Here is an 11181-nt window from a genome sequence, read left to right as displayed (position 1 = left end):
GCGTGCGAGACTACTATCGCGCAGAGGGCCAAAACAAGGGTATCCCCACCCCCCCCCCCCCCCCCCCCCCCCCCCCCCCCGGGCCCCGTCACGCTGGGGGCATGAGAGGAATCATCGGCTTCATCGCCATGCTCCAGGGAGCGCTCGGCTTCATCGGGCAGGTCTTCTTCGACGGCGCATGGGGGCTGCTGCCCCACTGGTTCGACCTGCCTACGGCCGCCTACGCCGGGGTGTTCGCGGCCGGCGCCGCGCTCGCCGTCTGGGGCGACCTGGACAAGAAGCGCGAGGAGAAGCGGGCGGGGGGCGGGGTGGGCTGAGCCCTGCCTGCCTGGCGCCGCCGGTGCCGGTGGGCGGCGGAGTGGCCGTTGTTACGGGATGTACTCGGTCTCCATCTCCATCCGCAGCCGCCGCCGGAAGTCCCGTACGAGGCCGCGCAGGGAATGCTCGCTCAGCGGGCCGCCGTCCGGGCCGGTCACGCCGTAGAAGTCCAGCAGGAAGCGCCCGAACTGCCGCGAGTCGGGGAAACCGTTCTTCTCCGCCACATAGGCCCGGAACGCCGTGAAGTACGCCTCGTCGTGCGGGATTTCGGCGGGGAGGGTGGTGATGGGCGGGAGGTGGCCGGGGTCGGGCTCGGGGGCGGTGTCGGGTTCGGGGGCGGTGTCGGGTTCGGTGGTGGGGCCGGGGGCGCCGGGCATGCCGTAGGCGGGCTGGGGGGCCTGCTGAGGGGACTGCTGGGGGAGGTACGCGGCGGCGGTCTCCCCGGGTGCCGGTTCCGGGGTGAGGGCTTCCGGGGCCGGGACGGCCTGTGGGTGCGTTTCCTCGTACGCCGCCCCCTGCCCGTCGGCGCGCCGGCCGGGGATCGGAAGCGGGCCGACGCCCGCACTGCCCAGCGGCCGGCTGCGGCCCGGGCCCACCGGGACGGTCAACCGGGGCGCGTCGTCGGCCGGTCCGCCGCTGGCCGCATGCTCCGCCGAGGAGAGGGAGTGGCTGATCTCCGGCTCGGCGGCGCCCGTACCGACGGCCTCGGGGCCTGCCGGGCGGGTGGCGGGTCCGTCCGTGGCGGGTCCGTGCGCCGCGTCCGGCCCGGCCGGGGCGTGTGCTCCGGACGCGGCGGGCGACCCGGCCGGGCCGTGCGGCTCCAGGGCCGCCCGGGTCTCCGCGAAGCCGCCCGCCGGCGTCAGCACCGGTGGCTCTATCCCCGCCGCCGCGAGCCCGGCCGGCGCGGTCTTCGCCAGCGGCACGCCGTAGCGCGCCAGCCGCAGCGGCATCAGCGCCTCGACCGGCGCCCGCCGCCGCCAGGCCCGCCCGTAGCGTGCCCGCAGCCGCGCCCGGTAGACCAGGCGGTCCTGTTCGAGCTGGATGACCTGCTCGTAGGAGCGCAGTTCCCACAGCTTCATCCGCCGCCACAGACGGAAGGTGGACGGGAACGCCAGCAGCCAGCGGGTGAGCCGGACGCCCTCCATGTGCTTGTCGGCGGTGATGTCGGCGATCCGGCCGACCGCGTGCCGGGCGGCCTCGACGGCGACGACGAACAGCAGCGGGATGACCGCGTGCATCCCCACACCGAGCGGGTCGGGCCACGCGGTCGCGCCGTTGAACGCGATGGTCGCGGCCGTCAGCAGCCAGGCGGTCTGCCGCAGCAGCGGGAACGGGATGCGGATCCAGGTGAGCAGCAGGTCCAGCGCGAGCAGGACGACGATCCCGGCGTCGATGCCTATCGGGAAGACGACGGAGAAGCCGCCGAACCCCTTCTTTTCGGCCAGGGTGCGCACCGCCGCGTAGGAGCCGGCGAAGCCGATGGCCGCGATCAGGGCCGCCCCGGCGATGACCACACCGATCAGAATGCGGTGCGTACGGGTCAACTGCGCCGTCTGCGTCGCGGACACGCGGTCCCTCCCAGGCTCGGCGAAATGGCGGGCCTAGCGTGGCACATCCCTTCCCGGCCACCGGCGGGAGGTGCCGTCAGCCGGGTCCGGAGGTGCTTTCGCCGGGCCGGGAGGGGCGCACGGTCAGGGCTGTGGTCAGTCGTCGGCCTCGCCGCGGTCAGTCGTCGGCCTTGGTCGCGGTCAGCCGTTGGCCTTGGTCGCGGCGGCGACGGCTTCCTTGGCGGCGGCCTTGGCGTCCTTGAGCAGGTCGTCCGAGTCGGGGGTGTCCCCGCCGGCCAGACCGGCGCCGTTGTAGTTGAGCGTGACGACGATGTTGGCGGTGCGGGCGATCACCGTCGTGTTCTTGAAGGGGGTGCCGTCCTTCTTCAGGTCGTAGGTGACCGAGGTCGCCTCCTCGCCGAGGCCGGGGGTGGTGGCGGTCTTGACCTTCTTGGCACCCTCGGTGCCCTTCGCGGAGTCGACCTGCTTGGCGAAGAACTCCGTGGCGCGCTGCTCGCCGGAGCCGATGCCCGCCTGCGAGTCGTAGCGCTGGTAGGCGACGTCCAGCCAGCGGAACTGCGTGCCGTCGACGCCCTTGTCGTCCGAGCTGGCCCACGAGCAGGTGCCGTGCGCCGAGGTGTCGTCGGACTTGCCCTGCTCCCCGGAGGCGTCCTTCACCTTGGGCAGCAGATCCTTGAGGGTGCCCTTGGAGAACGCCTCGCACGGGTTCGGCAGCTTCTTGTACTTCGCGGGCGCGACGGTCGGCGACGGGCTGCCCGACTTGCTGGGCGCGCCGGCGGAGGCGTCACCGGAGCCCTCGCTGTCCGAGTCGGAGCAGCCGGCGACGAGCATCACCGGTACTGCGGCGCAGGCGAGAAGGCTGGCGAGGCGCTTGGCTGAACGGTGCATGGTTCCTTCGCTGTTCGTCGTCGTGACTGTCGTCGTGGCTGTCGTCGTGACGGTGGTTGGGGCGGTGGTCGTCACCGCCGTCGTGACGGTGGTTGGGGCGGTGGTCGTCACCGCCGTCGTGACCCCCGTCCTGACTCGCATGAGTCGTCGGGGCCGGGGCAGGGCTAGACGGCACGGTACGCGGCGGAGCGGGGTGGGTGGCCGATTCGCGCCGTTTGAGATGCCGGACGATGCCGACTTTCCGGCCTTGGCGAATCATTCGGGCCAACCGCTCGAACCGGACTATTCGCTGAGGCTCTCGGCCAGCTCCTCGGCCAGCGCACGGGCCTTGTCCTGCAGTTCCTGGCTTTCGGGCACCATCGCCTTGTCCGTGGACCACTGGTCGTAGGCGATCGTCACGATGACGTTCGACGTGCGGAAGACCACAGTCACATCGCGGTGCACCCCGGAGTCGGCGGTGGCGAGCTTGTCGTTCAGGAACGCCGCGTCGCCGAGGGCGTCCAGCACGCGCGGGGCCGTGGCGCCGCCGGGATCGGTGCTCGCCTCGGCCGGCGCGGACGGGCTGCCCGACCCCGCGCCGGTTTCCTTGCCCTGGGCGCCCTTGCCCGCGGCGGTCTCGCCCTTGTCGGCACCGGGCTTCTTGCCCTTCGAGGCCGCCGGGGACGACGGGGGAGGGGAGGAGGGCGAGGCGGAACCGCCGGCCGGGATGTCCGCCGCCAGCTCCTTGTCGCCGTAGATCTCCTGCGCCTTGTCGTCGTCGCTGACGGCGGCGTCATAGGAGACGACGCGCTGGATGTCGAGCGTCAGGTGGCGGGTGCCGGCGGTGCTCTCACGCGTCCAGCGGCAGCCCACGCGGCGGTCGGTGTCGTACGTGACGTCCGCCTGGCCGCCGTAGATCTTCTCGGCCTCCGCGCTCGACAGGTGCTGGCCGTCGCCGGGCAGCATGCCGCGCACGGTGCCGGCGGCGGGCAGTCCGCACGCTTCCGGGAGCGTTTGGTAGCGGCCGGGCTCGGCGGCCTGGCTCGCCGAGGCGGGGTCGCCGCCCTTGGCGTCGTCGGCGCCGCCGTCGCCGGTGGAGCCGCCGGTGCAGCCGGTGAGGCCGGCGGCCAGTGCCGCGGCGGCCACCAGCGCGGTGCCGGGGACGAACGACTTGCGTGGCATCGCTCGCGGCTCCTTCCCTACGAAATCTGGTTGCCGCCGGGTGGCGGGCGGTGGACACAATGTCTACCGCACGTCTTACCGCGAACGCCGGTTCGGTGTCCCGTATCCAGGGCATTGTCCGTCTTTTGCTTTTTATGCTTTTTCGGGGGAATGAGGAAGTCATGCCGTACACCGAACTGCCCGGTGCCCAGGTACCGATCCGGATGTGGGCCGACCCGTCCACGGTCGAGGGCGTCGCGATGCAGCAACTGCGCAATGTCGCCACCCTGCCGTGGATCAAGGGCCTGGCCGTGATGCCGGACGTGCATTACGGCAAGGGCGCCACGGTCGGCTCGGTGATCGCCATGCACGGCGCGGTCTGCCCGGCGGCCGTCGGCGTCGACATCGGCTGCGGCATGAGCGCGGTGAAGACCTCGCTCACCGCCGACGACCTCCCCGGCGACCTCTCCCGCCTCCGCTCCAAGATCGAGCAGGCCATCCCGGTCGGCCGCGGCATGCACGACACCCCGGTCGACCCCGGCCGGATCCACGGCTACTCAACGAGCGGCTGGGACGACTTCTGGTCGCGCTTCGAGGGGGTCGCGGAGGCGGTCAAGTTCCGTCAGGACCGCGCCACGAAGCAGATGGGTTCGCTCGGGTCGGGCAACCACTTCATCGAGTTCTGCCTCGACGACACCGGTGCGGTGTGGCTGATGCTGCACTCCGGCTCCCGCAACATCGGCAAGGAGCTGGCCGACTTCCACATCGGCCAGGCGCAGAAGCTGCCGCACAACCAGGGACTGGTCGACCGGGACCTCGCCGTCTTCATCGCCGACACCCCGCAGATGGCCGCGTACCGCAACGACCTCTTCTGGGCCCAGGAGTACGCCAAGCACAACCGGGCCGTGATGATGGCGCTCTTCCAGGACGTCGTCCGCAAGGAGTTCGCGAAGGCCCGGCCGACGTTCGAGCCGGTGATCTCCTGCCACCACAACTACGTGGCGGAGGAGCGGTACGACGGGATGGACCTACTGGTGACCCGCAAGGGCGCGATCCGGGCGGGCAGCGGCGAGTACGGCATCATCCCGGGCTCCATGGGCACCGGCTCGTACATCGTCCGGGGCCTGGGCAACGCCGCTTCCTTCAACTCCGCCTCGCACGGCGCCGGCCGGAAGATGAGCCGGAACGCCGCCAAGAAGCGGTTCTCCACGCGCGACCTGGAGGAGCAGACGCGGGGCGTGGAATGCCGTAAGGACTCCGGCGTCGTCGACGAGATCCCCGGCGCCTACAAGCCGATCGAGAAGGTCATCGACCAGCAGCGGGACCTGGTAGAGGTCGTGGCCAAGCTCAAGCAGGTCGTCTGCGTGAAGGGGTGAGCGGTACCGCCCCTGGGTTGTTCCTGGGCGCGGGGCGGGCCGCCGATTGTGGTGGGTCGGGAGTCCCCGGGGTCAACTGGTGCGGTGCACCTTGGTGTTGGAGGCCTGGGCTCGGGGGCGGACTACCAGGAGGTCGATGTTGACGTGGGAGGGGCGGGTGACGGCCCAGGTGATGGTGTCGGCGACGTCTTCCGCGGTGAGGGGTGCGGCGACGCCTTCGTAGACCTTCGCGGCTTTTTCCTTGTCGCCGCGGAAGCGGGTGGTCGCGAACTCGTCGGTCTTGACCATGCCGGGGGCGATCTCTATGACGCGGACCGGGTCGCCGCACAGTTCGAGGCGGAGGGTTTCGGCGAGCACGTGGGCGCCGTGCTTGGCGGCGACATAGCCGCCGCCACCCTCGTAGGTGGCGTGGCCGGCCGTTGACGACAGCACGACGATCGTTCCGTCGCCCGAGGCCGTCAGGGCGGGCAGCAGTGCCTGGGTGGCGTGCAGGGCGCCGAGGACGTTGACCTCGTACATCGCGCGCCAGTCGGAGGGGTCGCTGGCGGCGACCGGTTCCGCGCCGAACGCCCCGCCGGCGTTGTTGACCAGGACATCGCAGCGGTCGAGGGAGGCCGCGAAGGCGTCGACGGCGACGCGGTCGGTGACGTCCAGCGCATACGCCTCGGCGTGCGGCAGCTCGGCGGCGAGTGCTTCGATGCGGTCCTTGCGGCGGGCGGTGAGGACGACGCGGTAGCCGGCCGCGGCCAGTGCGCGCGCGGTGGCGGCGCCGATGCCGCCGCTCGCTCCGGTGACGACGGCGGTAGGGGCGTCGGCGGTGCGGGCGTCGTCGGCGGTGTTCGCGTCGGCGGTCATGGCGCTCTCCTCGGGTGCGGCGTGAGGCCAGGATAGGCAGGCGGGGTCAGCGGGGCCGGGGGGCGTACATGATCACTGCCATGCCGGCCAGGCAGATCAGTGCGCCGATGACGTCCCAGCGGTCGGGGCGGTAGCGGTCCGCGACCATTCCCCAGGCGAGTGATCCGGCGACGAAGACGCCGCCGTACGCGGCGAGGATGCGCCCGAACGCGGCGTCCGGCTGGAGGGTGGCGGCGAAACCGTAGACGCCCAGGGCGATCACTCCGGCGCCGATCCACAGCCACCCCTTGTGCTCTCGCACGCCCTGCCAGACCAGCCAGGCGCCACCGATCTCGAAGAGGGCGGCGAGGAGGAAGAGGACGACGGAGCGGGCGATCAGCATGCGGACAGCCTAGGGAGCGGTGGCGGCCGTGCCGGTGACGGTGGCGGTCGTGGTGGTGGCGGAGGCCGTGGTGGTGCCGGTGCCGGTCCAGCGGGTGAGGGCGGTGTGGAGCGCTGCGGTGCGTTCGGCCGGGGTGGGGGCGTCGGTGGCCCAGGCGATGTAGCCGTCGGGGCGTACGAGCAGTGCCGTACGCCGGCTGTCCGCCGCCCAGGAGGTGCCGATGACGCGGTCGGCCGGCAGCCGCTGTCCGTCGGCCTCGCCGGTGGGGGCGATCAGGACGAACCTGCCGTGGCGCAGGAGTTCGTAGAGGCGGCTGCCGTCGGCCAGGCGGACGTCGGGGGCGCGGCGGCCGGTGAGGGGGTGGGCACCGCGCTCGGCAGCGTAGGCGATGCCGATGCCGGAGAGGGTGCGGATCGCGCGGCGGGACAGCGGCCGTATGCGGCGCAGGAGCTGGGCGGCGAGGGTGCGCGCCGCGCGGCCGGGGGCGGAGTGCAGCAGCGCGAGCCGGACGAGGGCGCCACTGGTGCGCAGGACGAGCTTGCCGACGGGATGACGCTCGGAGTGGTAGGTGTCCAGGAGGCTGTCGGGGGCGTGGCCGCGCAGCACCGCGGCGAGTTTCCAGCTCAGGTTGGCGGCGTCCTGGAGTCCGGTGTTCATGCCCTGGCCGCCGGCCGGGGAGTGGACGTGCGCGGCGTCACCGGCGAGGAAGACGCGGCCGACGCGGTAGTGGGGGACCTGGCGTTCGTCGCTGTGGAACCGGGAGATCCAGCGGGCGTCCCGCATGCCGTAGTCGGTGCCGAGGGCGAGCCGGGTGGCCTGGCGGACCTCTTCGAGGTCCGCGGGGGTGCTGTCGTCGACCTGGCGGTGGCGGTTCCAGCCGATGACGCGGTACCAGCCGTCACCGAACGAGCCGATCAGCGCCAGGGCGTCGTTGGCGGCGTTGGCAGCGAAGGGGGAGGCGGGCGGCCGGTCCAGCCGGACGTCGGCGAGGACCAGGGAGCGGACGACGGACCGGCCGGGGAAGGGCAGGCCGAGGGCCCGGCGGACGGTGCTGCGGACGCCGTCGGTGCCGACGGCGTAGGCGGCGCGGACGGTGCCCGGCCCAGAGCTTTCGCGGACGCGGACCGTCACGCCGGCGGCGTCCTGCTCCAGTCCGAGCACCTCGCACTCGTGGCGGAAGGTGACGCCGGCTTCACGGGCGCGTCGCGCCAGCAGCCGCTCGACCTCGAACTGGGGGGTGAAGAGCACGAACGGGAAGCGGGAGCGGAGCGTGGTGGGGTCGAGGACGGCGCTGCCCAAGAGGCCGAGGCGGGTGAGCCGGTGGCCGCCGTCGACGAGCTCGTCGGCGAGGCCGCGGGCGTCGAGTTGTTCGAGCGTGCGGGCGTGGACGGCGAAGGCGCGGGTGAGGTTGCCGATCGTGCCGTCGCGGCGCTCCAGGAGGGTGACGCGGAGACCGGCCTCGGCGAGATCCCCGGCGAGCAGCAGCCCGGTGGGACCGGCTCCGACGACGATCACGTCGGCATCGGCATCGGCACCCGCACCGGGGGCGGCACCGGCATGGGGGTCCGTCTCGGCTGCGGCATCGGCCGCGGACGAGCGGGGCGTCGTCGGGTCGGTGGTGCCGGGCTTGCGGTTGATGGCCTCCATGGCCGCCTCCTATGCCAACACGTGTTGGTCAACGCTTGTTGGCAAGCGTAGGGTCGCCGATTCTGGCGTGTCAACACCCGTTGGCCTACAGTTGTTGACATGGTCGATACCGCCGACTCCCCCGACACCACCGATACGGCTGAAACCGCCGACACCGCCGACACCACCGATACGGCTGAAACCGCCGACACCGCCGACACCACCGATACGACCCTCCCCGCCGCCCCGGACGCCCCCGTCCCGCCGCGCCGCTCGGCCGTCACCCGTGCCGCGATCCTGGCCGCCGCCAAGGACCGCTTCGCCGCCGACGGCTACGAGCGCGCCACCATCCGCGCGATCGCCCGGGAGGCGGGCATCGACCCGTCGATGGTGATGCGCTACTACGGCAACAAGGAGGGCCTCTTCGCCGCCGCCTCCGAGATCGACCTGCGCGCTCCGGACCTCACCGGAGTCCCGCACGCCGAGCTCGGTGCCCGGCTCGTGCGCCACTTCCTCGAACGGTGGGAGTGCGACGAGACGCTCACCGGCATGCTGCGCGTCGGCGTCACCAACGAGGCGGGCGCCGAGCGGATGCGGCGGGTGTTCGCCGGCCAGGTCAGGCCCGTCCTGGCGGCGGTCTGCCCGGTGCCCGAAGAGGCGCCGACCCGCGCCGCGCTGATCGGCTCGCAGATCCTCGGCATGGCCCTGTGCCGGTACATCCTGCGCCTCCCGCCCGCCGTGGGCCTCTCCGCCGACGAGGTCGTCGCCTGGCTGGCGCCCACGATCCAGCGCTATCTGACGGCCGAACACCCGTAACCCCCTGAGGCCCGACCTCCCGTCAGGACACGGCCGCGGGACGCCGTGCGTGGCGTAGCCGAGCCGGGCCGCCGGCCGTAGCGTGTCGGTATGGAGGACAGGACAGGCTCGACGGACGGCGGGCGGGACGGTGCCGCGCCTCCGGAGCGCCCCGTTCCGCTCGGTGCGCTGCTCGACGCGGCGGCCGGGGGGGCGCTGCCGGTGCTGCGGGCGGTGCGCGAGGACCGGCTCGGGGCGCGGACGCCGTGCGCGGAGTACGACGTGCGGGCGCTGGTCAATCACCTCTTCCAGGTGGTCGTCGCCTTCCAGGCACCGGCCGCCAAGAAGGACATGGTCTTCGGGGAGCTCGCCGACCGGGTCGGCGAGTACGGCGCACGGTGGCCCGACCGGTTCGCCGAGGAGACCGCGCGGTTGGTCGCGGCCTGGTCGGCGCCGGGCGCGGAGGACGGCCGTACGGGCGGGATGAACCTGCCGGCGCGGACCGTCGGCGGCCTGGCGCTGCTGGATCTGACGGTGCACCCCTGGGACATGGCGCGGGCGACCGGCCAGGAGTACGCGCCCGCCGAGGAGTGCGTGCCCGAGCTGCGGGAGCTGGTGGCGCGGATGGGCCCGACCGCGCGGCAGTCGAAGGTGTTCGGACCGCCGGTGGAGGTGCCGGCCGGAGCCTCCGCGTTCGACGCGCTGCTGGCGGCCACCGGCCGCGACCCCCGCTGGACGCCCCCGTCCGCCTAAACCTGCGACCGCCGAGGGGAGGCCCCCGCATGCACCCGCCGATGTCCGACCGGCCGCTCCCGGAGGCGCTGATCGAGTTCTACGGGCTCGCGCCGCTGCCGCGGGAGGGCGGGCGGTTCCGGCGTACGTGGGCGGGCCCGGAGCGTCCCGACGGGCGGCCGGAAGGGTCGGCGATCCTCATGCTGCTGACCGCCGAGCCGGGCGATTTCGCCGCCCTGCACCGGCTCCCGGCCGACGAGGTCTGGCATTTCTACCGGGGCGATCCGCTCACCCTGCTCCTGCTGTCCGAGGACGCGGGCACGCCCACGCCGCACGACGGCGCGAACGACGGCCGGGCACCCCAGGGCGGCGGCTCGGCCCGGACGGTCGTGCTCGGCCCGGACGTCTTCGCCGGACAGCACGTCCAGTTCACGGTCCCGGCCGGCACCTGGATGGCGGCCTCGGTCGCCCCCGGCGGCGCCTGGACGCTGTTCGGCTGCACGATGGCGCCCGGCTTCACCTTCGCGGACTACGAACACGGCGACGCCGCCGAACTGGCCGCGCGCTTCCCCCGGGAGGCGGCACGGATCGCCGCCCTGAGCCGCCCATGAACGACGCCCCGGACCCCACGCCCCGGCCCGCCCCGGCCGCCCGTCCCGCCGCGCTCCCCGATCTCAGCGGCCAGGTGGTCCTGGTCACCGGCGCGGGCGGGAACATCGGCCGCGGGATCGCGCTGCGGTTCGCCGCCGCGGGCGCCGCCGTGGTGGCGCATCACCGGGGCGGCGGCGAGACCGCGCGGGAGCTCGTCGCCCGCATCATCCGGGACGGCGGCAGCGCGCTCGCGCTGCGCGCGGACCTGGCGGACGAGGGGGAGTGCCACCGTCTGGTGCGGGCGGCGGCGGCCTGGCGCGGCCGGCTGACCGCGCTGGTCAACAACGCGGGAGTGCAGCCGACGCGGGACCTGGCGTCGATGTCGCTGGCCGACTGGCGGGCCGTGGCGGACGTCAACGTGCACAGCGTCTTCGCCTGCACCCAGGCCGCGGCGGCCGTGCTGAGGGAGGGCGGCGGCGGCTCGGTGACGCATATCGCGTCCATCGAGGCGGACCGCCCGGCGCCGCTGCACGCCCACTACAGCGCCTCCAAGGCCGCCGTGGTGACGCACGCCCGGTCGGCGGCCCTGGAGTACGGGGCGTTCGGGATCCGCGTCAACAGCGTGTCGCCGGGGCTGATCGCGCGCCCCGGCATCGAGGAGGACTGGCCCGACGGCGTCCGCCGCTGGCAAGGGGCGGCTCCCACGGGACGGTTGGGGCGGCCCGAGGACGTGGGGGACGCCTGCGTCTTCCTGGCCTCGCCGATGGCTGCCTGGATCACCGGGCACGATCTCGTCGTCGACGGCGGGGTGTCGGCCCGCCCGTCCTGGTGAGCGACCGGCGGGTGACCGCCTACGCGCGAGTGCCCACGGGGGACCGCCCCGTCGCGCCCACGGCCGCACCGGGCCGTA

The 11181-nt window shown here is 73.4% G+C and carries 12 protein-coding genes; 6 read left to right on the top strand and 6 right to left on the bottom strand.

Annotated elements, in window-relative coordinates; translation table 11 throughout:
* The first annotated feature begins 101 nt into the window (after window positions 1-101).
* Window positions 102-317, top strand: a complete 216-nt coding sequence (locus ACZ45Z_RS31130; protein WP_468369560.1) for a hypothetical protein — start codon at window positions 102-104, stop codon at window positions 315-317.
* Between the two features lie 51 nt (window positions 318-368).
* On the opposite strand, the gene ACZ45Z_RS31125 is transcribed toward ACZ45Z_RS31130, so the two are convergent.
* The 3 genes from ACZ45Z_RS31125 to ACZ45Z_RS31115 form a co-directional block, all read right to left on the bottom strand.
* A complete protein-coding gene (locus ACZ45Z_RS31125; protein ID WP_468369558.1) occupies window positions 369-1886 on the bottom strand; it encodes a DUF2637 domain-containing protein in 1518 nt (505 codons plus the stop codon).
* Window positions 1887-2066: 180 nt separating this feature from the next.
* Entirely contained in the window at window positions 2067-2774 is a 708-nt protein-coding gene (locus ACZ45Z_RS31120; RefSeq protein WP_468369555.1) for a DUF3558 domain-containing protein, read from the bottom strand.
* Between the two features lie 282 nt (window positions 2775-3056).
* On the bottom strand, window positions 3057-3935 hold the full coding sequence (locus ACZ45Z_RS31115; protein ID WP_468369552.1) for a hypothetical protein: 879 nt from the start codon (window positions 3933-3935) through the stop codon (window positions 3057-3059).
* Between the two features lie 161 nt (window positions 3936-4096).
* Between ACZ45Z_RS31115 and ACZ45Z_RS31110 the strand changes: the two genes are divergently transcribed.
* Complete coding sequence (locus tag ACZ45Z_RS31110) at window positions 4097-5290, top strand: RtcB family protein (protein WP_468369549.1); 1194 nt, start codon at window positions 4097-4099, stop codon at window positions 5288-5290.
* A 72-nt stretch (window positions 5291-5362) separates the two neighbouring features.
* Here the strand turns inward: ACZ45Z_RS31110 and ACZ45Z_RS31105 are convergent, their stop codons facing one another.
* Genes ACZ45Z_RS31105 through ACZ45Z_RS31095 form a run of 3 tightly spaced genes read right to left on the bottom strand, consistent with a single transcriptional unit; the run spans window position 5363 to window position 8174 of the window.
* On the bottom strand, window positions 5363-6145 hold the full coding sequence (locus ACZ45Z_RS31105) for an SDR family NAD(P)-dependent oxidoreductase (protein ID WP_468369546.1): 783 nt from the start codon (window positions 6143-6145) through the stop codon (window positions 5363-5365).
* A 46-nt stretch (window positions 6146-6191) separates the two neighbouring features.
* Entirely contained in the window at window positions 6192-6527 is a 336-nt protein-coding gene (locus ACZ45Z_RS31100) for a YnfA family protein (RefSeq protein WP_468369543.1), read from the bottom strand.
* A gap of 9 nt (window positions 6528-6536) precedes the next feature.
* Window positions 6537-8174, bottom strand: coding sequence for an FAD-dependent oxidoreductase (locus ACZ45Z_RS31095; protein WP_468369540.1), 1638 nt, complete (start codon window positions 8172-8174; stop codon window positions 6537-6539).
* Between the two features lie 99 nt (window positions 8175-8273).
* Here ACZ45Z_RS31095 and ACZ45Z_RS31090 point away from each other — a divergent pair, with 99 nt between their 5' ends.
* The 4 genes from ACZ45Z_RS31090 to ACZ45Z_RS31075 all read left to right on the top strand — a co-directional run bounded on the left by ACZ45Z_RS31090 (window position 8274) and on the right by ACZ45Z_RS31075 (window position 11103).
* Window positions 8274-8969, top strand: a complete 696-nt coding sequence (locus ACZ45Z_RS31090) for a TetR/AcrR family transcriptional regulator (protein WP_468369537.1) — start codon at window positions 8274-8276, stop codon at window positions 8967-8969.
* A 90-nt stretch (window positions 8970-9059) separates the two neighbouring features.
* Window positions 9060-9701 carry a TIGR03086 family metal-binding protein gene (locus tag ACZ45Z_RS31085; protein ID WP_468369534.1) on the top strand — a complete coding sequence of 214 codons (642 nt, stop codon included), beginning with the start codon at window positions 9060-9062 and terminating at the stop codon, window positions 9699-9701.
* 29 nt (window positions 9702-9730) lie between these two features.
* Window positions 9731-10291, top strand: a complete 561-nt coding sequence (locus ACZ45Z_RS31080; protein ID WP_468369531.1) for a cupin domain-containing protein — start codon at window positions 9731-9733, stop codon at window positions 10289-10291.
* On the top strand, window positions 10288-11103 hold the full coding sequence (locus tag ACZ45Z_RS31075) for an SDR family NAD(P)-dependent oxidoreductase (RefSeq protein WP_468369529.1): 816 nt from the start codon (window positions 10288-10290) through the stop codon (window positions 11101-11103). Before ACZ45Z_RS31080 ends, ACZ45Z_RS31075 begins: the two co-directional genes overlap by 4 nt.
* The last annotated feature ends 78 nt before the right edge of the window (window positions 11104-11181 follow it).

Source organism: Streptomyces sp. NPDC031210 (assembly GCF_055570395.1).
The sequence above is the reverse complement of the archived record's forward strand: the minus strand, read 5'-3'. Positions and strand labels throughout refer to the sequence as shown.

What these genes read in the sequence shown, in the direction of transcription:
- ACZ45Z_RS31130 (WP_468369560.1), top strand. Translation starts at nt 102, where the DNA reads ATGAGAGGAATCATCGGCTTCATCGCCATGCTCCAGGGAGCGCTCGGC.
- ACZ45Z_RS31120 (WP_468369555.1), bottom strand. Translation starts at nt 2,774, where the DNA reads ATGCACCGTTCAGCCAAGCGCCTCGCCAGCCTTCTCGCCTGCGCCGCA.
- ACZ45Z_RS31115 (WP_468369552.1), bottom strand. Translation starts at nt 3,935, where the DNA reads ATGCCACGCAAGTCGTTCGTCCCCGGCACCGCGCTGGTGGCCGCCGCG.
- ACZ45Z_RS31110 (WP_468369549.1), top strand. Translation starts at nt 4,097, where the DNA reads ATGCCGTACACCGAACTGCCCGGTGCCCAGGTACCGATCCGGATGTGG.
- ACZ45Z_RS31105 (WP_468369546.1), bottom strand. Translation starts at nt 6,145, where the DNA reads ATGACCGCCGACGCGAACACCGCCGACGACGCCCGCACCGCCGACGCC.
- ACZ45Z_RS31100 (WP_468369543.1), bottom strand. Translation starts at nt 6,527, where the DNA reads ATGCTGATCGCCCGCTCCGTCGTCCTCTTCCTCCTCGCCGCCCTCTTC.
- ACZ45Z_RS31095 (WP_468369540.1), bottom strand. Translation starts at nt 8,174, where the DNA reads ATGGAGGCCATCAACCGCAAGCCCGGCACCACCGACCCGACGACGCCC.
- ACZ45Z_RS31090 (WP_468369537.1), top strand. Translation starts at nt 8,274, where the DNA reads ATGGTCGATACCGCCGACTCCCCCGACACCACCGATACGGCTGAAACC.
- ACZ45Z_RS31085 (WP_468369534.1), top strand. Translation starts at nt 9,060, where the DNA reads ATGGAGGACAGGACAGGCTCGACGGACGGCGGGCGGGACGGTGCCGCG.
- ACZ45Z_RS31080 (WP_468369531.1), top strand. Translation starts at nt 9,731, where the DNA reads ATGCACCCGCCGATGTCCGACCGGCCGCTCCCGGAGGCGCTGATCGAG.
- ACZ45Z_RS31075 (WP_468369529.1), top strand. Translation starts at nt 10,288, where the DNA reads ATGAACGACGCCCCGGACCCCACGCCCCGGCCCGCCCCGGCCGCCCGT.